The following is a 25242-nucleotide window of genomic DNA, read 5'->3' as shown; positions in this document are numbered from 1 at the left end:
TAGTCCCAGACGTACCGGTTGACCAGGCAGTCGGTGCCGGGCCCCGCGGTATGCCAATCTGGACTACGTGACAGCGACACCGGTGTGCGTGCTCGGCCTCGGCCTCATCGGGGGTTCGGTGCTGCGCGCGGCGACCAACGCGGGCCGTCCGGCGTTCGGCTACAACCGTTCGATCGAGGGCGTCCAGGGCGCGCAGGCCGACGGCTTCGACGCCTCCGACGACCTCGACGCCACGTTGTTGCGCGCGGCCGAGACCGGCGCCCTGATCGTCGTCGCGGTTCCGATGCCGGCGCTGCCCACGATGCTGACGCACGTCGCCGCGGCCGCCCCCGACAATGCGCTGACCGACGTCATCAGCGTCAAATCCGCGGTCCTCGACGCCGTCCGGGACGCCGGCCTGCTGACCCGCTACGTGGGCGGGCATCCCATGACCGGCACCGCGCACTCCGGTTGGGCCGCGGGCGACGCCCAACTGTTCGTGGACACGCCGTGGGTGGTCACGGTCGACGACCACGTCGACCCGCAGGCGTGGACCGAGGTGCTGGGATTGGCGCTGGACTGCGGATCGTTCGTGGTGCCGGCGCGTTCCGACGAACACGACGCCGCGGCCGCGGCCATCTCACATCTGCCCCATTTGGCCGCCGAGGCGCTGGCCATCACCGCGTCCCGGGTGCCGCTGGCCTTCGCGTTGGCCGCGGGCTCGTTCCGCGACGGCACCCGGGTCGCGGCCACGGCACCGGATCTGGTCCGCGCCATGTGTGAGGCCAACAGCACCGAGCTGATTCCGCTGCTGGACCAGACCATCGAGTTGCTCACCGCGGCGCGGCGCACGCTGGCCGAACACGACTCCGTCGGAGAACTGGTGGAAGCCGGCCACGCCGCGCGGGTCAGCTACGACAGCTTCACCCGCCCGAACATCGTCGGCATCGCGGTCGGCGAGCAGAACTGGCGAGACCAACTCGCCGCCGCCGGCCGCGCCGGCTGGGTGATCAGATCCGCGCTGCCAGGCCCGGATAGTCGATAGGGAAACCCTCGTCGTCGACGGTGATCGTGGTCTGACTCACCGGCGACTGCAGCTTGATACCGCTGGCGGCGCTGGCATACCCGATGGTGACGGGTTCGACGGTGAGCTCCGGCAACCACACGTAGACCACCGGCAACGTCACCGAGTCCTTGCGCCGGTGCAACCCGGTGCGGCGGATCGGCAGCGAGTTGAAGAACGGGCTGAACACCACGTCCACATCGAGGGCGCCGTCGAACGCCGCCCGCGATGTCTGGCCGGTGTGATCCTGCACCAGCCACATGTTCTCCTCGTCGCGCGCGATAGACAGCTGGCGCTCACGCTCGGCCAACGTCACCGTCATCGACAGGCGCTTGGTGGCCCCCGACTCGTCGGTCACCAGGTCGTAGGAGGCGCCGAAGGCCGGGGTCGACGGCGTCGCGGCCGACACGATCCGGCCGTAGGCCTTGATGCGGTTCCCGGACAGTTGAACCCGCACCGATTCCATTCGCGGCAGATTGTGGCCCCGCCACGTCAAGATCGCGGGCCAGGCGCTGTCTTTGGCACTCTCGGGGGCACTCACGCGTCTACCGTAAGCGACGAGGCCGCGGCTTCGTAGCCCGGTCGGCGACTAAGCCGGGCCGGCGGCCGGACTCCAACGCCACCTCATCGCTCAACAACGGCTGCGGCATGCGGCCACCCCAGCGGCCCAGCCGGCCCGAACCCGGCACCGAAAGCCACACCGCCAACGCGCACGCGGCGTCGAGAATCAGCGCGAGCGCGGTCACCAACAGCGCCCCCACCAGCGCGATATGGAACTGACGCACCTTGATGCCGTCGATCAGATAGCGGCCGAGTCCGCCGAGGCTGGCGTAGGCCGCCACCGTGGCCGTCGCGACGATCTGCAGGGTCGCGGTGCGCAGCCCGCTCAGGATCAGCGGCAGGGCGATGGGCGTCTCGACGCGCAGCAACACCCGCGACTCCGTCATCCCCATCGCGCGGGCGGCGTCGACCACGCCGGCGTCGACATTGGCGATCCCGGCGTAGGTGCCGGCCAGCAGCGGCGGGATGCCCAGCAACATCAGCGCGACCGTCGGCGGCACCAGCCCCAGTCCCCACAGCAGCACCCCGAGCAGCAGCACGCCGAGGGTGGGCAGCGCGCGCAGCGCGTTGACCCCGGTCACCACCAGGAACGTGCCGCGGCCGGTGTGACCGATGAGCATCCCCAGCGGAACCGCGATCAGCACCGAGAACAGCAAGGCGAGCACGGTGTAGTGCAGATGCTCGAGGGTGCGGGCGGTCATTCCCGCCGGGCCGGCCCAGTTGGCGGCGGTGAAGATGAACGACAGCGCCTCGGAGAGGAAGTTCATCCAGACCCCCCGCTCGCGGCCATAACCCGGCGCCGCGGCGCGCGGGTGGCCCGCACCCAGGGCGTGATCGCCCGGCCCAGCAGCATGATGAGCGCGTCGATGACGACGGCCAGCACGAAGATCGCGATGATGCCGGCGATGATCTGATCGCTTTTGTCGGCCTGATACCCCTCGGTGAACCAGGTGCCCAGCCCACCGATGCCGATCACCGAACCCACCGACACCATCGAGATGTTGGTGACCGCGACCACCCGCAGGCTGGCCACCAGGACCGGGATCGCCAGCGGCAGTTCGACTTTGAGAAGCTGGGTGCGGCGCCGGTAGCCGACGGCGGTGGCGGCGTCGCGGATGTGGTCGGGCACCGCGTCCAGGGCCTCGGGCACCGCGCGGACCAGCAGCGCCGCGGTGTAGAGCGTGAGCGCGACGATGACGTTGGCCTCGTCCAGGATCCGGGTCGGGATGACCAACGGCAGCACCACGAACAGCGCCAGCGACGGGATGGTGAAGACGATGCTGGCGGTGATCGTCGTCAACCGCCGCCACGTGGTGGTGCGTTGCACCAGCGCACCGATCGGCACCGCGATCAGCAGACCGAACACGATCGGCACCAGCGACAGCCGCAGGTGCACCACCGTCAGGGCCCAGGCGGTGTCGAGGTGCGCCAGCAGATAACGCATGCCTAGTCCTGCCGCGGCTCACGGTGGCGGCGCTGTTCGGCCAGCGCCGCCAGCACATCCTCGGCGCGCACGCCGCCGAGGACCCGACCGTCGTCGCCGACGGCCACGCCCAGCCCCGACGGCGCGGACAGCGCCGCATCCAGGGCCTGCCGCAGCGAGCCGCCCGGCCGGAACAGCGATCCCCCGGCGATCGTGCTGTCGTACAACGACTTGCCGGCGCGGCGCAGCGCGACGCCCGCGGCATCGATCCACGCGTACGGGGTGTCGTCCGGTTTGGTGACCAGCGCCCACTCGCCGGGCGCCAGCTCCAGCGCGGCGGTGCCGTCCTCGTCGACGCGGCGGATGTCGTGCAGCGGCAGGCCGGTCGCGGCGAAGAACTGCAGGCCGCGGTAGCCGCGGTCGGCGCCGACGAACCCGGCGACGAAGTCGTTGGCCGGATTCGACAACAGCCGCTCCGGCGGGTCGTACTGCTGCAGCACCCCGCCGCGGCCGAACACCGCCACCTGATCGCCGAGCTTGAGCGCCTCGTCGATGTCGTGGGTGACGAACACGATGGTCTTGCGCAACTCGTCCTGCAACCGCCGGATCTCGGCCTGCAACTCGTCGCGGACGACCGGGTCGACGGCGCTGAACGGCTCGTCCATCAGCAGAATCGGCGGGTCGGCGGCCAGCGCGCGCGCCACCCCGACCCGTTGCTGCTGACCGCCGGAGAGCTGCGCGGGATACCGACTGGCCAGCTTGGGATCCAGGCCGACCCGCTCGAGCACGCCGTAGGCCTGCTGGCGGGCCTTGCGGCGCGACTGCCCGCGCAGCACCGGGACGGTGGCGACGTTGTCGATCACCCGCTGATGCGGCATCAGTCCCGCGCTCTGGATGACGTAGCCGATGCCGAGTCGCAGCTTCACCGGGTCGACGGTCGCGACATCGCGGCCGTCGACGGTCAGCGTGCCCGAGGTCGGTTCGATCATCCGGTTGATCATCCGCATCGACGTCGTCTTGCCGCATCCCGACGGACCGACGAAGGCGGCGAGGGTCCCGGTGGGGACCCGCAATGTCAGCCGGTCGACGGCGACCGTGCCGTCCGGGTAGCGCTTGGTGACGTCCTCGAACGTGATCAAGGCCGGCTCACCGGTCCCCGAGGGGCTGGTCGAAGCCGTGGTTGCGCACCCATTCTCGGGCCGCCTCGTCGGGGTCGACACCGGCGTTGCCCGATACCGCGGTGTTCAGTTCGATCAGCGCCTCGGTGGTCAGTTCGGCCGACACCGCATCCAGGATCTGTTTGAGTTGGTCGGACATCTTCTGGGCGTTGACCACCGGCACCACATTGGCGGCCGGGAAGTTGTTCTCGGGGTCCTCGAGCACCACCAGATTGTGCTGCGCGATGGCCGGTGAGGTGGAGAAGATGTTGGCGGCTGTGACGGTGCCGTCGACGAGCGCACGGACCGTGGCCGGACCGCCGCCGTCGCTGATCGCGATGAAGTTGGCGGGCGCGATGTCCAGGCCGTAGATCGCCTTGAGCCCGGGCAGACCCTCCTTGCGGGTCAGGAACTCCGAGGGAGCGCCGAACTTGACCTCCGCGGAGTGCGCCGCCAGGTCGCCGATGCTGGTGACGTTCCACTTGCGGGCGGTCTCCTCGGTGACGGCGACGGTGTCGACATCGGCCGCCGGGGAGGGCGTCAGCATCGCCAGTCCGCCGGGCAGCGCCCGATGCAGCGCCAACTCGACCGCCGCCGGGGTGGCGGCGGTGGCCTCGGGGTCGAAGTAATTCAACAGGTTGCCGGTGTATTCGGGCACCAGATCGATCGAGTAGTCCTGTAACGCGGGGATGTAGGTTTCGCGGCTGCCGATACCGAACTGCCGGCCCACGGTGAATCCGTTGGCCTCCAACGCCTGGGCGTAAATCTCGCCGATGATCTTCGACTCGGGGAAGTCGGCCGAACCGACGACCACCGACTTCAGGTCACCGGAGGCGCTGCCGCCGCCCAGCGGGTTGGAGCTGCCACAGGCCGGCACCAGGAACGCCAGCACGCAAACCAGAACCGCGGCCCAACGACGCGTCGGCGGGGTCATTCGGCCGACACTAACGGGCCACCGTCGACTGTGGAGCCGTTTGGTTCAGCGGGAACACACCGCAAAGCTGTTTGCTTCTTTGCCCGAAAGGGCAAAGATGGCGGTATGAGCAGCGATCCGAGTGTGCCGCCGTCACCCGACCTGCCGCCGCCGGCGGGGGCGGCGTACGGGCCGGGCGCCGAAGCGAAATTCACCAAGGCCGCCGCGCTGTGGACGGCGCTGATCCTGGGCTTCCTGATCCTGATCGTGCTGCTGATCTTCATCGCGCAGAACACGACATCGGTGGCGTTCGCCTTCCTCGGTTGGCACTGGACGCTGCCGCTGGGGGTGGCCATCCTGTTCGCCGCGGTGGCCGGCGGGCTGATCACCGTCGCCGTGGGCGCGGTGCGGATGTTCCAGCTGCGGCGGGCGGCCAGGAGCAATCTGAAGCTCGGTTCCGGCTAGCGCCGATTGGTGCGCGGCAACAAATCCCAGACGTGCTCGGTGCCGTTGATGGCATCGACGCTCGCCTGCCCGGAGCGGGAGAACAGCAGCCGGGTCACCGACACGTAGTCGATCGGGAAGGACAGCAGCCGCCGGGTCCCCAGAATCTCGTGCAACAAGACGTTGATGACGCCGCCGTGGCTGAACACCGCGACCGTGTGCTCATGCTCCGCGGCCGCGACGATGTCGGTCACCGCCGCGCTGATCCGGCCGCGGAACTCGGCCTCGTCGACCCCGTCGGGCAGATGACCGTTGGCCATCCTGGCCCAGTCCTCGGGCCGCTCGCTGCGCAGCTGCTCGATGGGCACGTAACCCGCCATGTCGCGGTCGTACTCGGCCAGCCGCGCCTCGACCTCGATCTCGAGGCCCCGCGCCGTCGCCACCGGTTCGGCGGTTTGCATGGCGCGGCGCTGCGGGCTGCTGATCACCCGCGCCAGCGGGAAGCGCGCCAGCGCCTCGGGCAACCGCCGTGCCTGCTCCCGGCCGGCGTCGGCCAGCTCGGGATCCGAACCGTCGCCGTGCTCGCTGCGGTGCGGCAGGGCGTGTCGGATGAGGAGCAGTTGCATCCCGATCAACCTCCGCTCGGTCCAGGGGCGCTCGTTCGCCCGTGCAACCATAAAGCCCGTGCGTGCGCGGACCCCGGGGTGGTGAGCAGACGATGACCGAACACAGCGGTGCCGATCAGGTGACCGACGAGGTCGAGCGCATCCTCGGCGCCGCGGTCGAGGTGATGCAACGGGTGGCCCCGGCCACGCCCCGGGTCAGCGATATCGTCGCCGAGGCGAACTCGTCGAACAAGGCGTTCTACCGGTACTTCGCCAGCAAGGACGAGTTGTTCGTCGCGGTGATGGAGCGCGGGGTCGCGCTGACCGTGGCCTCGCTGGAACGTCAGATGGCGCAGGAGTCCGAGCCGACCGAGAAGATCGCGCGCTGGATCGAGGGCGTGCTGGAGCAGGTGGCCGACCCGGATCTGCTCAGCACCAGCCGCGCCACCACCGCTCAGATGTCGGCCTCGGCCAACCGCAATGTGGCCAACAGCGCGATCATGGCGCCGATGCGGGACCTGCTCGCCGAACCCATTGCGGCGCTGGGGCGCCCGCCCCTGGACGCCGAGCTGGTGTTCCAGTGCACCACGGGCACCATGCGGCGCTACTTCGGTGCCGGTCAGCGGCCGACGCCGCGCGACATCGCGCATGTGGTGAACTTCTGCCTGCGCGGCATCGGCGCACGCTAGACCCGAGCGCTCAGGGCGTCACGATGTTGAAGGCCGGGTCGGGCCGGTCGAGCACCTCGATGAACCGTTGCAGCGCTTGGGTGTCGCCGTCGATCCCCAGGCCCGGTGAACTCAGGTCACCGCCGGCAAGGGCCAACAGGCGCGCCTTGGCGGCGACCGTCAAGGTGGCTGTCGCAGTGGCCGGTTCGGCCGGCACCTTCCGGTGCACCAGCACGCCGTTGCGCAGCGCGAGCCGATAGTTGACGCCCAGATCACCGAAGGTGACGTCGAACGTCAGGTCGAGGTCCCACGCCCGGGGACCGTTGACGCTGATCGCCAGCGCATCGAAGACCTGCTCCGGGGTGAGTTGCGCGAGCATGGTGGGGGAGGCCGCTTGCGTGGGCGTGCCGAAGTTGCCGTCGGACAGCTCGGTGGCCCCGGCCAGGAAGAAGTTGCGCCACGGTCCGTTCTCCGAGCCGTAGGCCAGCTGCTGCAAGGTGGCGACGTAGAGCGCCCGGGCACCGCGATGCTCGGCATCGGTGAACACCGCGTGATCCAACAACGTTGCCGCCCACCGGAAGTCACCGTCATCGAAGGCCTGCTGCGCGATCTCGACGACCCGGTCGACACCGCCCATGGCCGCGACATAGCGGGGGCCGATGGCCTCGGGCGGATGCGCCCACAGCCGCGCGGGATTGCCGTCGAACCAACCCATGTAGCGCTGGTAGACCGCCTTGACGTTGTGGCTCACCGAGCCGTAGTAGCCGTGCGTGTGCCAGGCCCTGTGCAGCGCCGGCGGCATCTCGAAGTGCTCGGCGATCTCGATGCCGGTGTAGCCCTGATTGAGTTGTCGCAGTGTCTGGTCGTGCAGGTATGCGTACAGATCTCGTTGCAGCGAAAGGTATTCCACGATGCGGTCCCGGCCCCAGGTCGGCCAGTGATGGGAGGCGAACACGACGTCGGTGCGCCCGGCGAAGGAGTCCAACGCCTCGGTGAGATAGCCGGCCCAGCCGTGCGGATCGCGTACCAGCGCCCCGCGCAACGTCAGCAGGTTGTGCAGGTTGTGGGTGGCGTTCTCGGCCATGCACAGGGCCCGGAATTGCGGGAAGTAGAAATGCATCTCGGCCGGCGCCTCGGTGCCCGGCGCCATCTGGAACTCGATGTCCACGCCGTCGATGCTGTGCGTTTCACCGGTGGTGGTGATGTCGAGCGTCGGGACTATCAGCGCGACCTCGCCGGTGGACGGCGTCTGGCCCAGACCGCAGCCCACCTGGCCGTGCGGTCCGCGGTCCAGCGCCGCGCCGTACATGTAGCCCGCGCGGCGGGCCATGGCGGTACCCGCGTAGATGTTCTCCTGCACGGCGTGTTCGGTGAAACCGGCGGGTGCGAGCACCGCCACCCGGCCCGCGTCCACCTCGGCCTGGGTCGTCACGCCGAGCACGCCACCGAAATGGTCGACGTGGCTGTGGGTGTAGATGACCGCGATCACCCGCCGATCGCCGCGATGCGCGCGGTACAGCGCTAGGGCCGCGGCGGCGGTCTCGGTGCACACCAGCGGATCGATGACGATGATGCCGGTGTCGGATTCGACGAAGGTGATGTTCGACAGGTCCAGGCCGCGGACCTGGTAGATGCCCTCGACCACCTCGTAGAGGCCCTGTTTGGCGCACAGTCGGCTCTGCCGCCACAGGCTCGGGTGCACCGTGGGTGGCGCCTCGCCGGCCAGGAAGCCGTAACTGTCGTTGTCCCACACCACCCGCCCGTCGGCCGCGCGGACCACGCAGGGTTCGAGCGCGCCGAGGAACCCCCGGTCCGCGTCCTCGAAATCCCGGGTGTCCTCGAACGGCAGCGTGCCGAGGTGCTCGCGGTGGGCGGCCTCGATGCTCGGGGCCGGTGCCTGAGGTTTCATGGGCTCAGTGTCTCGCGGTGACCGGGCTCGCGGTTGCTGTTTGGGGCCCCTTCCTCGGCAGTTCAGTTCTGCAGGTCGTAGACCGACATCTTGTCGATCTGCTCGGCGCCGAAGTTGGCCTCTACCCATTCGGTGATCTCGGGTCCGGTGCCCGCGTCGCCAAAGCCGGGCGGCGGACCTGGGGGCATACCTGGGCCACCCGGGAACTCGGCAGCGATGAAATAGCGCACTTGACCGGCGCGCACATACTGTTTGAACTGTTCAAGCGTGGGCGAGGGGTCGCCGCCACTGAATCCGCCGATAGCCATGACGGGAGCACCGGTCGCCAGCATGAGGGTGCCCGCCACATGTGATCCGACTGTGGCCGCGGCCCACCGGTTGTCGGCGGCGGCCAGCAAAGACTCCACCCGCACGGAGGCCAGGTCACCCGGTCCGGGCGGACCGCCCGGGAAGCCTGGTCCGCCCGGTCCGGATAAACGAGCCGGTCCCGAGGTCGGGATCGGGCCGCCAGGTTGCTGCAGCACGGTCTCCACGGTGTAGGCGGCCGTGGGTGCCAGACCGAGTATCAACGCTGCCACGCCGACGGCCACCGAATAGCCGCGTCGTAACCAAGCATCGAGCATCAGAAGAGCCGCGATCACCACGGATCCGAAGAGCACCGTCCAACGCAGCCACGGCTGCCAGTCCGGTGTCCGATCAAGCAGCGCGAAACTCCATGCTCCGGTGGCCGCCAGCATCGCTGCGAGCAGCACCCGTGTGCTACGAAACATCCTGTTGCGCCACAACTCTCGCACCGCGATGGCCACCAACGCGGCGATGGCCGGGGCCAGTGCAACGGTGTAGTAGGGATGCATGATCCCCTTCATGTAGCTGAATACCACCACGGTGGCCACGGTCCAGCCGCCCCACACCAGCAGGGCGGCGCGGTTCAGGTCGGTGCGGGGCGCGTGGCGGGTGAACCACAGCCCGGCCAGCAGGCCGATCAGCGCGGCAGGCAGCAGCCAGGAGATCTCGGTTCCCATCGACTCGCCGAACATCCGCGACCACCCGGGGTGGCCGCCGAATGCCACGCCCCCGGGCCCGCCGGGCCCGCCGGGGCCACCGGGGCCGCCCGGGCCCGGACCAGAAACTCCGGGGCCACTGCCGAGGGTGGGGTTTCCGTCGCCACCGAGGATACGACCGATTCCGTTGTACCCCAGGGTCAACTGCAGCAGACTGTTATCTGTCGAACCGCCGATGTAGGGACGTGAGTCGGCGGGCCACAGACTGACCAGCGCCACGAACCAGCCGCCTGAGACCACCATTGCCACCAGGCCGACGAGAAGGTCGCGCATGCGCTTCCAGGCCCCGCCGGGCATCGCCACCAGGACCACCAGGACCAACGCCGGCACCACCAGAAATACCTGCAGCAGTTTGGCCAGGAAGGCGAAGCCAAGCGCGACGCCGGCCAGAGCGATCCACCGCGTTGACCGCGCACGGTCGGCGTCGAGTGCACGCAGCACGCAATAGGCCGCGGCCACCAGCAACAGGACCAGCAGCGCATCGGGGTTATTGAACCGGAACATCAACGCCGCCACCGGCGTCAGTGCCAGCGCGGTACCGGCCAGCAATCCCGCGCCCGGCCCGGAGGTGCGGCGCACGGCGGCATACAGCAGGGCGACCGCAGCAACGCCCATCAGGGCCTGCGGGACCAGCATGCTCCACGGGTTGAATCCGAACAGCCGGCCCGACAGACCCATGACCCACAGCGCGGCCGGTGGTTTGTCGACGGTGATCGCATTGCTGCCGTCCAGAGAGCCGAACAACAGGGCGGTCCAACTCTGCGTCCCGGCCTGCACCGCCGTGGCGTAGAACTCGTTGGCCCAGCCCAACGACCCCAGCGCCCACAGGTAGAGCGCCGCGGTGCCCGAGAGCAGGGCCAGCAGCGCCGGGCGTTGCCAGCGGGGGGTGCCGACGGCGGGCTCCTCGGCGCCCGCATGGACTTCCCCATCGGCTGGCGCGGTCGGCTCGCCGGTGATCACTGGGCGGCCCCCCGGGTGCGGCGCGGGTGGAAGACCCAGCCGCGCAGCAGGACGAAACGGACCACCGTGGCGAACAGGTTGGCCGCGACCAAGACGACGAGTTCGACGGCCCGGGAAGGTTCGCCCCCGGCGTACAACAGGGCCAGCGCCCCACTGGTCAGGACCAAGCCGATGGCGAACACCAACAGCCCCTCGAACTGATGCCGCGCCACCCCAGCCCGTCCGCGTACCCCGAAGGTGAACCGCCGGTTGGCCGCGGTGTTACCGATCGCCGTCAGCAGAAGTGCCACCAGATTCGCCCCCTGCGCGCCCAGTCCGTTCCGCAATGCCAGGTAGAGCAGCAGGTAGGCGACGGTACTGACGGTTCCGACGGTGGCGAAGTAAACGCCTTGGCGCAGTAGCGATCTCGGAGTGGAATCCTGCTGCGACCGGTTGAACTGCCGGGCAATCGCCGCCACCGGGATCGCACCGGAGCCGAACCCCCTCACCAGCCTGGCGATGCCCTTGAGGTCGGCCATCGCGGTCGCGACGATGTCGACGCGGCTGTCGGGGTCGTCGACCCAGTCGACCGGAACCTCGTGAATCCGCAGTCCGCATCGTTCGGCCAGCACCAACAGTTCCGTGTCGAAGAACCACTCGGTGTCCTCGATATGCGGCAACAGGGCCTGCGCCGCATCGGACCTGATGGCCTTGAAGCCGCATTGTGCGTCGGAGAATCTGGCCGTCAGCGTCGAGCGCAGAATGAAGTTGTAGCAGCGCGAGATGATTTCGCGCTTGGGCCCGCGCACCACCTGGGCCCGGGGGGACAGTCGGGTGCCGATCGCGAGATCCGAGTGCCCGGACATCAGCGGGGCCACCAGCGGGAGCAGGCCCGCCAAATCGGTCGAGAGGTCGACGTCCATATACGCCAGGACCGGCGCATCGGAGGTCGACCACACCGCGTGCAGCGCCCCGCCGCGCCCTTTCTGCTCCTGTCGGAACACCCGCACCTCGTCGAATTCGACGGCCAGTTCAGCGGCGATCTGGGGCGTAGCGTCGAGGCTGGCGTTGTCGGCGATGCTGATCCGGAAGGAGAACGGGAACTGTTCGCTCAGATGCCGGTGCAGCCTGCGAACCGAATCGGCAAGCGCACGTTGCTCGTTGTGAACCGGAACCACCACATCCAGCACCGGGATTCTGCGCCGCGCGGCCTCGCCCACCGCAATCGGCTTGGGTCGAATCGGATCGGCGCCGAAGTCAACAGCGATGGTCATACCCTGATCCTCGGGTGCGGAGATGGGCCGGATGTGGGCACAACCTAGGTGCCGGCTGTGAGCGGCAGCCGAACGGTGAATTCGGTGTCGCCGGGCACGCTACGCACCGCGATGCTGCCGTGGTGGGCCCTGACGACGGCGGCCACGATCGCCAGCCCCAGCCCGGTGCCGCCGCCGTTGCGGGAGCGCGACGAGTCGCCGCGGGCGAATCGTTCGAACACCTCGGATTGTAGGTCCGCGGGGATACCCGGCCCGTCGTCACTGACGCGCACCACGGCCTCGGCGCCCGAATCGTGGAGTGCGACGGTCACCGTCGTACCGGCGTGGGTGTGCACGCGCGCATTGGCCAGCAGGTTGGCCAGCACCTGGCGCAGTCGTGCGTCGTCGCCGAGCACCACCACCGGTTCGTCGGGCAGATCCAGATTCCACTGGTGCTCGGGGCCTGCGATGTGCGCGTCGGCCACCGTGTCGATAGCCAGATGGGACAGGTCGACGGGGGCGCGCTCGAGCGGACGACCGGAATCCAGCCGCGCCAGCAGCAGCAGATCCTCGACCAGGTTGGTCATCCGCTCGGACTCGGACGCCACCCGGCCGATGGCGTGCGCTACCTCGTCGGGCAACTCGTCTCGCCGCCGCTGCACCAGTTCGGTGTAGCCGCGGATCGCCGTCAATGGGGTGCGCAGTTCGTGGCTGGCGTCGGCGACGAATTGGCGCACCCGGGTTTCGCTGGCCTGCCGCGTCGACAACGCCGTGGAAATGTGGTCGAGCATGCGATTGAGCGCCGAACCCATCTGCCCCACTTCGGTATTCGGGTTGGTATCCGCCTCCGGCACCCGAACCGGCAGCTCCACTTCGCCGCGGTCCAACGGCAGATGCGCCACCTGTCGCGCGGTGGCCGCGGCGCGGTTCAGCGGCGCCAGCGCGCGCCGAGTGATCACGATGCCCAGGGTCGACGCGGCCAGCACCGCCGCGGCCGCCACCACCGCGAAGATCAGCAGGACCCGCAGCATCGTGTCGTTGACCTCGGCCATCGGTATCCCGGTGACGATGACGTCGCCGACGCGGCTGCCGGTCGCGACCAACCGGTAGTCACCCACGCCGTCGAGGTCCACCGTGACCGGGGCGGCGCCTGGCTCCACTGCAGCCAGTTGTTGAATCGCCGTGGGCGACAAGGCACCGCGCCCGCCGGTAGTGGTCAGCACCCCGGCCGTCACCGCACCGTCGAATCGATGCACCGCGGCGATCAGGCCCACCGGTTGACCGGGCGCGTCCAGAAAGTCCGGTCCCGGACCGGGCTGCCGGAACGGGCGCACGCCCGGGGGCGGCGACGGGGGCGGGAGGCCGGCCATCATCGCCGAGCGGCGCGAGGAGTCATTGAGACTGTGGTCGAGCTGCGTCATCAGATACTGACGCAGCGCCAGTTCGGTGGCGGCCCCGATGCCGATACACACCAGGGCCAACAGCAGCACCTGACCCACCACCAGGCGCGCCGTCAACGACCAGCGGCCCGGCGAACGCCAGCCCTGTTCAGGCGGCCGGCTTGAGGACATACCCCGCCCCCCGCAGGGTGTGGATCATCGGCGCGCGACCGTGGTCGATCTTCTTACGCAGATAGGAGATGTAGAGCTCGACGATGTTGGACCGCCCGCCGAAGTCGTAGCTCCACACCCGGTCGAGGATCTGCGCCTTGGACAGCACCCGCCGGGAATTGCGCATCATGAAGCGCAGCAGCTCGAATTCCGTGGCCGTCAGCGTGATCGGGTCGCCGCCGCGCGTCACCTCGTGGCTGTCCTCGTCGAGCACCAGGTCTCCGACAACCAGCTGAGCGCCGCTGTCCTCGGTGGTCACCCCGGTGCGGCGCAGCAGCGCGCGCAGTCGCAGCACCACCTCTTCGATGCTGAACGGCTTGGTCACATAGTCGTCGCCGCCGGCGGTCAGACCCGCGATTCGATCCTCGACTGCGTCCTTGGCGGTGAGCAGCAGCACCGGCAGGGCCGGATTGGCCTCCCGGAGCCGGCGCAGCACGTCAAGGCCGCTCATATCGGGCAACATCACGTCGAGGACCACGACGTCGGGGCGGGCCGTGCGGGCCGCGGCGATGGCGCTGCCGCCGTCGCCCGCGCTGGTGATCGTCCAGCCCTCATAGCGCAGCGCCATCGACACCATCTCGGCGAGCACGGGCTCGTCGTCGACGACAAGAACACTGATGGGGCTGCCGTCGGCTCGCCGCATCACGACCCGCTCGGCTCCTGAAGACGCCATGGCAGTCCAGTATCCCGCCCCGCGATGGGCCAACCCTATGCAGATCCTGTGCGCCCGCTGTGAGAAGCATTCGTGTCAGGATGGCCCGGTGACGGTCGTACTGGTGCACGGCAACCCCGAAACCCCCGCCATTTGGCAACCGCTGCGCGAGCGACTCAGGCGCGACGACGTGATCGCGTTGTCGCCGCCGGGGTTCGGCGCCCCACTGCCCGACGGCTTTCCCGCGACCCACGAGGCCTACCGCGACTGGCTGGCCACCGAGTTGGTCGCGATCGACGGGCCGGTCGATCTGGTGGGCCACGACTGGGGCGGCGGGCACGTCGTCAACGTCGTCATGCACCGGCCGGAGCTGGTCCGCAGCTGGACCACCGACGTCATCGGACTCTTCGACCCCGACTACGTCTGGCACGACATGGCGCAGATCTGGCAGACACCCGGCGCCGGGGAAGACTTCGTCGCGGCCATGCTGGCGGGCGACGCCGCCGAGCGCGCCGAACGCAACACCGCGCTCGGAATCCCCGCCGACGTCGCCGCGGAGTTGGCGCTGGGGCAGACCCCGGAGATGGGTACGGCGATCCTGGCGCTGTACCGGTCGGCGGCCCAGCCGGTGCTGGCCGAGGCGGGTCGGAGCCTCCCGAATGCGGCGGCCAAACCCGGGCTGGCGATCCTGGCGACCGAGGACCCCTTTGTCGGTTCCGCGGAGATGAAGCGCCGCGCCGCCGCACGGGCCGGAGCGCGCATCGAGGTGCTGGACGGACTCGGGCACTGGTGGATGCTCGAAGACCCGGACCGGGCCGCCGAGGTGCTCACGCGGTTCTGGGATTCCCTGGACTGAGGCCGATGGACCCCTCGGCCCCGCCAACCAACCCCCCGGTAGGTTGAGCCTCGTGGAGGACCAGGAAAAAGTCACTGCTTGGATGACCGCGCACGGCCTCGGCGAGGGCCCGCTGGAAAACATCACCGAGATCACCGGCGGCACCCAGAACATCATGCTGCGATTCGAGCGCGCGGGCCGACCGTATGTGTTCCGGCGCGGACCCCAGCATCTGCGGCCCATCAGCAACAAGGTGATCCTGCGGGAAACCAAGGTGCTCGCCGCGCTCGCCGGCACCGACGTCCCGCACCCCCGGCTGATCGCGGTGTGCGAGGACACCGCGGTGCTCGGTGACGCCGTGTTCTACCTGATGGAACCCATCGACGGCTTCAACGCCGGGGCCGAACTGCCCGAACTGCACGCCTCCGATCCGGCCATCCGGTTCCAGATGGGTCTGTCGATGGCCGACTCGCTGGCCAAGCTCGGCGCCGTCGACCACGTCGCGGTGGGCCTGTCCGACTACGGCAAGCCCGACGGCTTCCTGGAACGCCAGGTGCCGCGGTGGCTTTCGGAACTGGAGTCCTACTCGAAGATCGAGAACTATCCGGGCCCCGACATCGGCGACGTCGACGGCGTGGCGCGCTGGCTGCAGGAACGCCTGCCGAAGGACTGGCAACCCGGGATCATGCACGGCGATTATCACGCCGCCAACGTGATGTTCTCGCACACCGGACCCGAGTTGGTCGCGATCGTCGACTGGGAGATGTCGACCATCGGCGATCCGCTGCTGGATCTCGGCTGGCTGGTGGCGACCTGGCAGGACGGCGGCGGCGACGTCCTCGACCACGCCCTGAGCCGGGCCGGCGGGTTGTGCACGCCCCAGGACATGATCGACCGCTACGCGCAGAACACCACGCGGGACCTGAGCAACATCAACTGGTACGGAGTGCTGGCCTGCTTCAAGCTCGGCATCATCTTGGAGGGCACCCATGCGCGCGCCGGGGCCGGCCTGGCCCCCAAGGAGGTCGGAGACCACCTGCACGCCGCGACGCTTCTCCTATTCGAAAGAGCCCAACGATTGATGGACGGTGCACAGTGATCGACTTCGCGATCTCCGACGAGTTGGCGGCCCTGCGGGACGAAATCCGCGCGTTCGTCACCGAGACGATAGTTCCCTACGAGACCGATCCCCGGCTTACCCGGCACGGCCCCACCGAGGAGCTGCGCACCGAGATGGTGGAGCTGGCGCGGGCGGCCGGACTGCTGACCTTCCAGGCGCCCAGCCGATTCGGCGGCCGGGAGCCGTCCCACATCGAGCAGGCGGTGCTGTTCGAGGCGGCCGGCTGGTCGACCCTGGGCCCCGTCGCGCTGAACTGCGCGGCACCCGATGAGGGCAACATGTTCCTGCTGTCGAAGATCGCCAACGCGGAGCAAGTGGAGAAGTTCCTGGTCCCGGTGATCGACGGGCGGCAGCGTTCGGTGTTCGCGATGACCGAGCCCGGCGGCGCCGGCTCGGACCCCAACCAGCTCAACACCGAGGCCGTCTTCGACGGGACCGACTACGTGATCAACGGCCGCAAGTGGCTGATCACCGGCGCCAACGGTGCCCGGAGCTGGATCATCATGGCCCGGGTCGCGCCCAACGAGCACGGTGCCGACGGGCCGACGCTGTTCCTGTGCGACGGCCAGACCCCGGGCATCGAGATCGAACGCGTGATGAACACCATGGACCGCAACTACGTCGAGGGCCACGGCGTCGTCGTGTTCAACGACCTGCGGCTGCCGGCGTCGGCGGTGCTCGGCGAGGTGGGACAGGCGCTGCGCTACGCCCAACTGCGGCTGGCCCCGGCCCGGCTGACGCACTGCATGCGCTGGCTCGGCGCGGCGTCGCGGGCCCAGGCCATCGCGATCGAACACGCCCGCACCCGAACGGGTTTCGGCAAGCCGCTGGGCGAACACCAGGGTGTGAGCTTCATGATCGCCGACAACGAGATCGCCCTGCAGCAATGCCGGCTGGCGATCTGGTGGGCCTGCTGGACACTCGACGGCGGCGCCAAGGGCCGCCACGAAAGCTCCATGGTCAAGGCCTATGTCTCCGAGGAATTGTTCAAGGTCGCCGACCGCTGCGTGCAGATCCTCGGCGGTATGGGTATTTCCGATGAAACCCCGGTCGGGATGATCTTCTCCGACATCCGCGCCTTCCGGCTCTATGACGGACCGACCGAAGTGCACAAGTACGCCATCGCCCGCCAAGTATTGAGGGATCCCAAATGAGCCGAGTCGACAATGCGGGGCGAGGTACGAGCCCCGAGGAGGAGCGAGGAAATTCCATGACTGTTCTCGATTCGTTCAAACTCGACGACAAGGTCGTCATCGTTACCGGCGCCTCGTCGGGGCTCGGAGTGTCGTTCGCCCAGGCGTTCGCCGAGGCCGGCGCCGACGTCGTGCTCGGTGCGCGGCGGGTCGAAAAGCTGGCCGACACCGCGGCTTTGGTCGAGAAGACGGGCCGGCGGGCACTGTCGGTGGCGACCGACGTCAGCGACCCCGCGCAGTGCCAGGCCCTGGTGGACGCCGCGATGGAGAAGTTCGGCCGTGTCGACGTGCTGATCAACAACGCCGGCGTGGGCACCGCGGTGCCCGCCACCCGCGAGACCCCCGACGAGTTCCGCAACGTGATCGACGTCAACCTCAACGGCTCGTATTGGATGGCGCAGGCCTGCGGCCGGGTGATGGGACCCGGTAGCTCGATCATCAACATCTCCAGCGTCCTCGGGATCACCACCGCCGAGCTGCCGCAGGCGGCCTACGCGGCCTCCAAGGCCGGGGTCATCGGTATGACCCGGGACCTGGCCCAGCAATGGGGCGGCCGCAAGGGAATTCGCGTCAACGCCCTGGCTCCGGGATTCTTCCTCTCGGAGATGACCGATGAATACAAGCCGGGCTACCTCGACTCGCAGATGCCCCGCGTGGTGCTGGGCCGCACCGGCGATCCGGCCGAACTGGCCGCCACCGCGGTGTGGCTGGCGTCGCCGGCCGGTGGCTATGTGGTGGGCCAGACGATTGCCGTCGACGGTGGGATCACCATCACCTGAGTGTTTCGTTGACGCTGCGCTGAGCGGGAGTGCTTCTCGCACTTTTGCGCGGTGGGCGCAGTTTCTGGCTCAAAATACAACTGCGGCCCGGTCTTTCGACCGGGCCGCAGTTGTTGTGCAATGCCGTGCGGCAGTTACGGTGCGTCCGCGCCGTCGGTACCGGTCAGAGTCTCCCCGTCCCGCACCTGATTACTGGCAGCGAACCTTTCGATGGATTGTCCGTCGCCGCCGGTATGACCGGCTCCCGTACCGGTGCCGCCGTTACCGCCGCTGACGGTCCCATTGGTCCACTGGCCGTTGACGGATCCGGTGTTGACGCCGACGTTGACGTATCCGCCCGCGCCGCCCGTACCGCCGTCGACGCCGTCGCCACCATTACCAGCGGTGACCGTGGTACCGGTGGCCGTAGCCCCATCGGCCAGCGCGGTGATCTGACTCACCAGGGTGCTGCCGTTGCCGCCGATGCTGTTGTCCCCGATGGCGTTGCCGCCGTTGCCGCCGAAGACCGTGCCGCTGGCCTCGGCTCCGTCGCCGGTCGCCTGGATGGCGGCCCGGTTCCCGTTGCCGCCCTTGGCGTTGACTCCGATCGCGTCACCGCCGTCGCCGCCGTACACCGTCCCGGACGCGGTGCCCCCGGTGAATCCGCCGAAGGTGCGGCCCACCGAGATGTAGCTGAGTGTGGCATTGCCACCCACGGCGCCCTCACCCTCGGCGTAGCCACCGTCACCACCGAAGGAATGACCCGCCGTCACGGTGCCGTCATTCATAGCCCAGAGGTAGCCCCTTTCCCCATTGCCGCCGGTGCCCCCGGCTGTGGCGTCGCCGCCGACGCCACCGGTGCTGGTGGAGTTCTCCACCGTGGCGCCGCTGAGGACTTCCACAACAGCGCCGCCGCCCCTACCGCCAGTGCTGTCAGCACCGTCCGCGTCGCCACCCCGATTCGCGGTTGCCACGACGTTTGTGAGCGTGCCGTCGTCGACGGTGATCATGGCGAGACCGCCGTTACCGCCGACGCCTCCGTTGATACCGTCGCCACCTTCACCGCCGACGGCCTCGGCTCCATCGACGGTGCCACCGTTGGTCACCTCGATGGTGGCCGCACCACCGGTGCCGCCGCTTCCGCCGGTGCTACCGACCCCGGCGTCGCCACCGGTGACCGAACTGTTGGTGATGGTGCTGCCCGCGCCGGTCGCCGACATACTCGCCGCACCACCGGCCGCGGTGTCGCTGGCGTTGCCACCTGTCACCGTGCTGCCGGAGATGACGCCGCCGGCACCGACCGTCACGGTCACCGCACCACCGGTGAAGTTCTCGGTGTTCTGACCACTGGTGACCACCGTGTCGGTGACGCTGCCGGCGCTAAGGACATACAACGAGTTGTCGGCTCCGGGATTGCCGTCGACGCCGTTGGGACCACCGGCGGTGCCGTCGCCGCCGGTGACGTGACCATCAGTGATGACCCCTTCGATGGCCGTGACTGCGCCGTTGCCGCCGGTACCGCCATGGCCGCCCGGGCCGGCAGCCGAACCTGCCCCGCCGGCGCCACCGGCACCACCGGTCGCGCTGGAGCCCGACACCTCGCCGCCGGAGAATCCGTAGACGCCGGCAATTCCGCCGGCAGCACCGTCACCGCCGACGTTGGCCCCGTCAGACACCCCGCCGTCGCCGCCGTCGCCGCCGGCGGCGGTCGCGTTGGAGATGACGGTGCCCGCGGGGGCGTTCGGCTCCGGGACCTGGATCCAGCCGTCGCCGCCCTTGCCGCCGTGGCCGCCGTGACCGGCACCACCGTGACCCGAAGTCGCCGTGCTGCCAGTGATTTCACCATCCTGGGCGGCGATATTGCTGAAACCACCCGCACCACCGATGGCACCACTTGCCGTGGCCGCACCACCATCACCGCCGACAGCGATGTTGTTCGTGGCCACCCCGGCCGCCCCGGCCGCCATCACCAACGCGTTGCCACCCATGCCGCCGGTACCACCGTTGGAAGCATCACCACCGATACCGCCAGACGCAGACCCGCTCGCAGTGCCGCCGTTGACACCGTTGTAGCCCGCCTGAACCCAGGCCGTGCCACCGGCACCACCCTGGCTGCCCACACCGACACCACTACCGCCGGCACCACCAGCAGCAGAACCCTCAGCAGAACCGTGAGCGAAAGCATAAACGGAGCCGCTGCCACCGGCACCACCCTTACCGCCATCGCTACCAGCCCCACCAGCACCACCACTCGCCGAACCACTGGCCGCAGAGTTGGTGCCACTGGTTGTGATGAACGCCGAGCCACCGGCACCGCCGGTGCCGCCAGTGCTGCCGGCGCCACCGGCACCGCCGATTGCGGTCCCGCTGGCCGTCGTGTTGGTGGCGACCACGTTGTAGGCCTCGATCGTCGCCGCACCACCGGCACCGCCCGTGGCACCAAGGGTTCCGCCGGCACCACCGGCCCCACCGGTGGCCGTGCCGCTGGCCTCGCTGCCGATGACAGTGGCTCTGATCAGCGCGTCGCCGCCGGTCCCACCGCTGCCGCCACTGTTGCCGTCGACATCGCCGTCGCCGCCCGCACCGCCGGCACCACCGGTGGCCGTACCGTCCGCGGTGCCGTTGTTGACCCGGACGCGACCCGCACCGCCGGCACCACCAGCGCCGCCGCTGCCCGTGTGGGTGGCATCAACGTAGGTGCCACCGGCACCACCGTCACCGCCGGCACCGCCCTGGCCGCCCGTGCCAAGAGCGTTGCCACCGGCACCGCCAGCGCCGCCGAGCGCACCGACGCCGCCATCCCCGCCGTTGCCACCGGCACCCGCCGTGCCGCCGAAGCCCTCATCGTGACCGCCGGCACCGCCGGCACCGCCGTTACCCGTCGCGACCGCGTCGACGTAGGTGCCGCCGGCACCACCATCGCCACCGACACCGCCGGCACCGTTCACCCCGGTGAGCTGCTGACCAGCAGCTACGAAGACAACGCTGGAACCACCCGTGCCGCCATCGCCACCGCTCGCACCGCCAGTTCCGTCGGCACCACCATCGCCGCCGGCACCGCCGGCCACCGAGCTGTCAGTGACCGAAGTGCCGATCGGGTTCCCGGCGTTACTGACCTGGATCCAGCCGTCGCCGCCCTTGCCGCCGTGGCCGCCGTGACCGGCACCACCGTGACCCGAAGTCGCCGTGCTGCCAGTGATTTCACCATCCTGGGCGGCGATATTGCTGAAACCACCCGCACCACCGATGGCACCACTTGCCGTGGCCGCACCACCATCACCGCCGACAGCGATGTTGTTCGTGGCCACCCCGGCCGCCCCGGCCGCCATCACCAACGCGTTGCCACCCATGCCGCCGGTACCACCGTTGGAAGCATCACCACCGATACCGCCAGACGCAGACCCGCTCGCAGTGCCGCCGTTGACACCGTTGTAGCCCGCCTGAACCCAGGCCGTGCCACCGGCACCACCCTGGCTGCCCACACCGACACCACTACCGCCGGCACCACCAGCAGCAGAACCCTCAGCAGAACCGTGAGCGAAAGCATAAACGGAGCCGCTGCCACCGGCACCACCCTTACCGCCATCGCTACCAGCCCCACCAGCACCACCACTCGCCGAACCACTGGCCGCAGAGTTGATGCCGTCGGCCTGGACGAACGCGGCACCGCCTGCGCCGCCGGTGCCGCCGTTGCTGCCATGTCCGGCGTTGCCGCCGGTGGCCGCACTGTCGGTCACGCTGCTGTCCGCACCGTCAGCCTCGATGACAGCCGAACCACCCACGGCGGTGTTGGAGCTGTTGCCCGCGGTCGCGGTGCTGCCCTCGATCGCGGCGCCACCGCTGGCTTGCACCAATGCCGTGGCACCGTCTCCGCCCTTGCCGCCGTTGGGATCTCCGGTGACACCGGCACCACCGATGGCATGACTGTCCGTCACGGTGCTGTCGGTGCCGTCGGCGATCACCGTGGCCGTGCCGCCGGTACCGCCGCTCCCACCGGACTCAGTGACGGATCCGGCGCCGCCGACCCCACCGGCCCCACCTTGCGCGGTGCTGTCGGTGATTTCGCCGCCGTTGAGTTCTTGGACAGTGGCGCCGCCGCCACCGCCACCACCACCGCCACCGAGACCGGGCCCGGCCGCGGTACCCACACCGCCGGCGCCCCCGGCACCACCGGCACCACCGGTTGCACCGTCGCCGACACTGCCGCCGAGACCACCACTGCCACCGGCGCCGCCGTCACCGAAGGCGCCATCGAGACCGTCGGCCCCGACACCGAGCGCGGTACCGCCGAGACCACCTTCACCGCCGGCGCCGCCGACACCACCGTCACCGCCGCTGCCGGCAAAGTCGGCACCCGGCGCGGTGCTGCCGTCACCACCGCTGCCGCCGACACCACCCGTGCCGCCCTTGCCGCCCGCACCGCCGTTACCGGAGACCGAACCACCCGAACCGCCGTTGCCGCCACTGCCGGCCGCCCCGCCGATCGAGCCGTCCTCGCCGGATTCGCCTGCCGCTACGCCGTTTTCACCGTCGACCCCCGCCGCACCGGCACCGCCCTGGCCACCGACACCACCGTTGCCCTGACTGCCCGCGTTACCGCCGTCGCCACCGTTGCCGCCGGCGATGTTCACATCATCGCTGTCCCAGCCGTTACCACCGCGGCCACCATTGCCACCGGTGGCGGCTGCACCCACGGCACCGACATTCCCGTCGACACCCGTCGAACCACCGGCTACACCAGCAGCACCACCGGCACCGGCCACACCGCGCTCACCACCATCACCACCCCGACCACCGTCGGGATTGACGGCATCACCATCAGTGCCCACCCCGCCGTTGCCCGCGTTGCCGCCCCGACCACCGCGACCACCGTTCCCGCCGTCACCATCGGTGCCACTGCGTTCGAACAGGAACAGGAACCGCCCCTGACCCGCAGCGCCACCGGCGCCACCGGCACCACCAGCGGCGGCATCGCCACCATTTTCACCGTCGCCACCACCGGCGGTCCCGGTCAACCCGTTGTAACCGGCGCCGCCGGCACCACCGTTGCCACCCTTGCCGCCGTCGCCGCCGCGGCCGAACAGCAAGCTGCCCGATCCCCCGGCACCACCCGCACCACCAACACCACCGACCGTAGCCACCGACGTCAAGGTGCCGGCCGTACCGGCGCCCCCGTTGCCGCCCGCACCACCGGCACCACCGTTGCCCAACACCGACAACCGGCCCACATTGCCGCCCGCACCTCCGACACCACCGTCGAGCCCGCTCACGCCGGCAGCACCCGCGCCACCGGCGCCGCCATTACCGATCAACAGCCCACCCGTACCGCCGTTGCCGCCGGCACCAGCGGCGAGTCCGGTCACCCCGACACCGCCGTTGCCACCATTACCGATCCAGCCCGCTGCACCGCCGTTTCCGCCGTTGAAGCCAGCGCCACCATTGCCCAACAACCCACCATTGCCGCCCTGGCACGCAGCACCGGCATTGCAGGTATCCGCAGTCCAGGAATAACCATTACCGATCAACAGACCACCATTGGGATTGGCCGCCGTCCCATTACCGAACAGCCCCAACGGACCCACCGTGAACGAGAACAACGAACCACCCGGAGTCGCCAACGCCGACACCGGACCCGACTGACCCGTGCCAAACGTCGCCACCTCACCACCAAGAGACTGCGCCCCCGGGCTCGCCTGCGTGACCTCCAACCGCCGATACGCCGCCCACAACAAGGCCAACGACGGATTCGGCCCCGCCGGCACCTCACCCCCAGCCGCCGAGGACGTATAACCAAACGCACCCAACAACCCACTCAAAACAACACTGCCCCCGACAACCCCCGGCTCAGACACCGCAGGCACCGGAAGCAACGCCTCAACCGGTTCCACCGACTGCTCGACGACCAAAGCAGGGACCGCCGCCGCCTCCGGGGCCGCACCGAGGCCCACGTCAGCTCCGTCCAACCCGGCAACCGAGGCAGCCAAGGCGTTCTCACCAGAGACGGTGAACGACTGCGCCAACGACGACCTCGACAGCCGTCCGTCGGCATCGCCGCCACCGCCACCGGAAGTGGCTGGGGCGGAAGTGCTTTCGCCCAACTCACCAGCGGCATCGCCGGAATCACCCGCAGTGCCGCCGGAATTACCACCGGTACCGGGGCCGGACTCCGCCGGCAGGCTCGGATCCACGGGTTCCACTGGGCCGACAACCGGCGCCACCGGGTCAGTGTCATCCGTTCCGATGCCGCTTACACCGCCGCTTGCACCGCTGCCACCGGAAACCCGCAACCGCGGCTGCAGCCGCTCGGCGAGTTGCCGGGCCTTTTCCTCAAAACTGTTGACCCGCCTCTCAATACTTGCAGCACGCTTCTCCAAGCCCTGATTACGCTTCTCCAAGTCTTTGGCGATCGACTCCGCCCGCTCCCTGATGGTGACCTGGAGCTTGTTCTTTTTCGGATCGCTGCTGCCGGCCGAACCGGCCGCCGGGCCCGACTCGTCGGATCCCGCACCTCCACCAGCGCCCTCCGAGGACTCCGAGCCCGAACTCTGCGAAGTCCCACCACTGCCGCTATCCGGTTCCGCCCAAGCAACTCCCGGCGGGCCGCCAATCGCCGTACCGATACCCAGCGCAACCGCCAGCGCACCAACCCGGCCCACATAATTGGCATAGCCCATCGAAAGATCCCCGATCCCTTGAGATTTCAGTCAGCTTGTCAGCTCGCGCACGTACTACGAGTTCGCCGGAGCCTAGCTGAGAACTTCCTGAGTGCGGGCGGCATTTCACGGGCGCCTACGCGACGTGGTTAAACGCGCAAATACATTTGTTTGCGATTCGAATTATCCCGCTACCGATCACCGCCATCACCCCGACGGCGCTATCCCGCAACGACCAGCAAGCACACCCCTGCGGTGCACGACGCGTGGCGGCGCCGGCCCAGGCATTCCCACGATCCACATACCGGCTGGTCAATCGGCCCGGAAGTCGCAGAGAGGATGACCGACGCTTACACGGACGCCCACCAGGGCACCCCACCGGTGCCGCTGACAGCAAATACATCCCGGGTGGATCCGGTCGCCCGCCCCAGCCACCGGCAGCAACG

19 protein-coding genes are annotated in these 25242 nt (G+C 69.3%); 7 read left to right on the top strand and 12 right to left on the bottom strand.

Annotated features, from left to right (window positions below; all coding sequences use genetic code 11):
* Positions 1 to 82: 82 nt before the first annotated feature.
* Positions 83 to 1024: a prephenate dehydrogenase gene (locus tag RCP80_RS00930; protein WP_308483048.1), complete on the top strand. Its 942-nt coding sequence runs from the start codon at positions 83 to 85 to the stop codon at positions 1022 to 1024.
* Here the strand turns inward: RCP80_RS00930 and RCP80_RS00925 are convergent.
* Genes RCP80_RS00925 through RCP80_RS00905 form a run of 5 tightly spaced genes read right to left on the bottom strand, consistent with a single transcriptional unit; the run spans position 990 to position 5117 of the window.
* Positions 990 to 1583, bottom strand: a complete 594-nt coding sequence (locus tag RCP80_RS00925; protein ID WP_308480555.1) for a putative glycolipid-binding domain-containing protein — start codon at positions 1581 to 1583, stop codon at positions 990 to 992. The genes RCP80_RS00930 and RCP80_RS00925 overlap by 35 nt on opposite strands.
* Before the next feature lie 4 nt (positions 1584 to 1587).
* Complete coding sequence (locus RCP80_RS00920; RefSeq protein WP_308480554.1) at positions 1588 to 2370, bottom strand: ABC transporter permease; 783 nt, start codon at positions 2368 to 2370, stop codon at positions 1588 to 1590.
* The gene (locus RCP80_RS00915) at positions 2367 to 3047 is read right to left on the bottom strand and encodes an ABC transporter permease (protein WP_308480553.1); all 681 of its coding nucleotides are present in this window, start codon (positions 3045 to 3047) and stop codon (positions 2367 to 2369) included. The genes RCP80_RS00920 and RCP80_RS00915 overlap by 4 nt, the downstream gene beginning before the upstream one ends.
* Positions 3048 to 3049: 2 nt before the next feature.
* Positions 3050 to 4165: an ABC transporter ATP-binding protein gene (locus RCP80_RS00910; RefSeq protein WP_308480552.1), complete on the bottom strand. Its 1116-nt coding sequence runs from the start codon at positions 4163 to 4165 to the stop codon at positions 3050 to 3052.
* Positions 4166 to 4172: 7 nt separating this feature from the next.
* Positions 4173 to 5117, bottom strand: a complete 945-nt coding sequence (locus RCP80_RS00905) for an ABC transporter substrate-binding protein (protein ID WP_308480551.1) — start codon at positions 5115 to 5117, stop codon at positions 4173 to 4175.
* A gap of 105 nt (positions 5118 to 5222) precedes the next feature.
* Between RCP80_RS00905 and RCP80_RS00900 the strand changes: the two genes are divergently transcribed.
* On the top strand, positions 5223 to 5561 hold the full coding sequence (locus tag RCP80_RS00900; RefSeq protein ID WP_308480550.1) for a LapA family protein: 339 nt from the start codon (positions 5223 to 5225) through the stop codon (positions 5559 to 5561).
* Here the strand turns inward: RCP80_RS00900 and RCP80_RS00895 are convergent.
* Positions 5558 to 6166 (bottom strand): histidine phosphatase family protein, encoded by a 609-nt coding sequence (locus tag RCP80_RS00895; protein ID WP_308480549.1) that lies wholly within the window; start codon positions 6164 to 6166, stop codon positions 5558 to 5560. The two genes, RCP80_RS00900 and RCP80_RS00895, sit on opposite strands and share 4 nt — an antisense overlap.
* 92 nt (positions 6167 to 6258) lie before the next feature.
* Between RCP80_RS00895 and RCP80_RS00890 the strand changes: the two genes are divergently transcribed.
* Complete coding sequence (locus RCP80_RS00890) at positions 6259 to 6834, top strand: TetR/AcrR family transcriptional regulator (protein ID WP_308480548.1); 576 nt, start codon at positions 6259 to 6261, stop codon at positions 6832 to 6834.
* A 10-nt stretch (positions 6835 to 6844) separates the two neighbouring features.
* Here the strand turns inward: RCP80_RS00890 and RCP80_RS00885 are convergent, their stop codons facing one another.
* The 5 genes from RCP80_RS00885 to RCP80_RS00865 all read right to left on the bottom strand — a co-directional run bounded on the left by RCP80_RS00885 (position 6845) and on the right by RCP80_RS00865 (position 14228).
* Positions 6845 to 8722 carry an alkyl/aryl-sulfatase gene (locus tag RCP80_RS00885; RefSeq protein ID WP_308480547.1) on the bottom strand — a complete coding sequence of 626 codons (1878 nt, stop codon included), beginning with the start codon at positions 8720 to 8722 and terminating at the stop codon, positions 6845 to 6847.
* Positions 8723 to 8784: 62 nt separating this feature from the next.
* Positions 8785 to 10743, bottom strand: coding sequence for an ArnT family glycosyltransferase (locus tag RCP80_RS00880; RefSeq protein ID WP_308480546.1), 1959 nt, complete (start codon positions 10741 to 10743; stop codon positions 8785 to 8787).
* Complete coding sequence (locus tag RCP80_RS00875) at positions 10740 to 11996, bottom strand: bifunctional glycosyltransferase family 2/GtrA family protein (RefSeq protein ID WP_308480545.1); 1257 nt, start codon at positions 11994 to 11996, stop codon at positions 10740 to 10742. Before RCP80_RS00875 ends, RCP80_RS00880 begins: the two co-directional genes overlap by 4 nt.
* Positions 11997 to 12040: 44 nt before the next feature.
* Positions 12041 to 13546: a sensor histidine kinase gene (locus RCP80_RS00870; RefSeq protein ID WP_308480544.1), complete on the bottom strand. Its 1506-nt coding sequence runs from the start codon at positions 13544 to 13546 to the stop codon at positions 12041 to 12043.
* Positions 13524 to 14228 carry a response regulator transcription factor gene (locus RCP80_RS00865; RefSeq protein ID WP_308483047.1) on the bottom strand — a complete coding sequence of 235 codons (705 nt, stop codon included), beginning with the start codon at positions 14226 to 14228 and terminating at the stop codon, positions 13524 to 13526. The genes RCP80_RS00870 and RCP80_RS00865 overlap by 23 nt, the downstream gene beginning before the upstream one ends.
* A gap of 118 nt (positions 14229 to 14346) precedes the next feature.
* On the opposite strand from RCP80_RS00865, the gene RCP80_RS00860 reads away from it, so the two are divergent.
* The 4 genes from RCP80_RS00860 to RCP80_RS00845 all read left to right on the top strand — a co-directional run bounded on the left by RCP80_RS00860 (position 14347) and on the right by RCP80_RS00845 (position 18164).
* Entirely contained in the window at positions 14347 to 15093 is a 747-nt protein-coding gene (locus tag RCP80_RS00860) for an alpha/beta fold hydrolase (RefSeq protein WP_308480543.1), read from the top strand.
* A gap of 82 nt (positions 15094 to 15175) precedes the next feature.
* Entirely contained in the window at positions 15176 to 16171 is a 996-nt protein-coding gene (locus RCP80_RS00855; protein WP_308483046.1) for a phosphotransferase family protein, read from the top strand.
* Positions 16168 to 17346: an acyl-CoA dehydrogenase family protein gene (locus RCP80_RS00850; protein ID WP_308480542.1), complete on the top strand. Its 1179-nt coding sequence runs from the start codon at positions 16168 to 16170 to the stop codon at positions 17344 to 17346. Before RCP80_RS00855 ends, RCP80_RS00850 begins: the two co-directional genes overlap by 4 nt.
* Positions 17347 to 17402: 56 nt before the next feature.
* The gene (locus RCP80_RS00845) at positions 17403 to 18164 is read left to right on the top strand and encodes an SDR family NAD(P)-dependent oxidoreductase (protein ID WP_308480541.1); all 762 of its coding nucleotides are present in this window, start codon (positions 17403 to 17405) and stop codon (positions 18162 to 18164) included.
* A gap of 134 nt (positions 18165 to 18298) precedes the next feature.
* Here the strand turns inward: RCP80_RS00845 and RCP80_RS00840 are convergent, their stop codons facing one another.
* Entirely contained in the window at positions 18299 to 24817 is a 6519-nt protein-coding gene (locus RCP80_RS00840; protein WP_308480540.1) for a beta strand repeat-containing protein, read from the bottom strand.
* Positions 24818 to 25242: the final 425 nt, after the last annotated feature.

It is taken from the genome of Mycolicibacterium sp. MU0053 (assembly GCF_963378095.1).
Classification (GTDB): Bacteria; Actinomycetota; Actinomycetes; order Mycobacteriales; family Mycobacteriaceae; genus Mycobacterium; species Mycobacterium burgundiense.
The sequence above is the reverse complement of the archived record's forward strand: the minus strand, read 5'-3'. Positions and strand labels throughout refer to the sequence as shown.

Coding starts and splice junctions, on each gene's coding strand:
- RCP80_RS00920 (WP_308480554.1), bottom strand. CDS start 2,370: ATGAACTTCCTCTCCGAGGCGCTGTCGTTCATCTTCACCGCCGCCAAC.
- RCP80_RS00915 (WP_308480553.1), bottom strand. CDS start 3,047: ATGCGTTATCTGCTGGCGCACCTCGACACCGCCTGGGCCCTGACGGTG.
- RCP80_RS00905 (WP_308480551.1), bottom strand. CDS start 5,117: ATGACCCCGCCGACGCGTCGTTGGGCCGCGGTTCTGGTTTGCGTGCTG.
- RCP80_RS00900 (WP_308480550.1), top strand. CDS start 5,223: ATGAGCAGCGATCCGAGTGTGCCGCCGTCACCCGACCTGCCGCCGCCG.
- RCP80_RS00895 (WP_308480549.1), bottom strand. CDS start 6,166: ATGCAACTGCTCCTCATCCGACACGCCCTGCCGCACCGCAGCGAGCAC.
- RCP80_RS00890 (WP_308480548.1), top strand. CDS start 6,259: ATGACCGAACACAGCGGTGCCGATCAGGTGACCGACGAGGTCGAGCGC.
- RCP80_RS00885 (WP_308480547.1), bottom strand. CDS start 8,722: ATGAAACCTCAGGCACCGGCCCCGAGCATCGAGGCCGCCCACCGCGAG.
- RCP80_RS00875 (WP_308480545.1), bottom strand. CDS start 11,996: ATGACCATCGCTGTTGACTTCGGCGCCGATCCGATTCGACCCAAGCCG.
- RCP80_RS00870 (WP_308480544.1), bottom strand. CDS start 13,546: ATGTCCTCAAGCCGGCCGCCTGAACAGGGCTGGCGTTCGCCGGGCCGC.
- RCP80_RS00865 (WP_308483047.1), bottom strand. CDS start 14,228: ATGCGGCGAGCCGACGGCAGCCCCATCAGTGTTCTTGTCGTCGACGAC.
- RCP80_RS00855 (WP_308483046.1), top strand. CDS start 15,176: ATGACCGCGCACGGCCTCGGCGAGGGCCCGCTGGAAAACATCACCGAG.
- RCP80_RS00845 (WP_308480541.1), top strand. CDS start 17,403: ATGACTGTTCTCGATTCGTTCAAACTCGACGACAAGGTCGTCATCGTT.
- RCP80_RS00840 (WP_308480540.1), bottom strand. CDS start 24,817: ATGGGCTATGCCAATTATGTGGGCCGGGTTGGTGCGCTGGCGGTTGCG.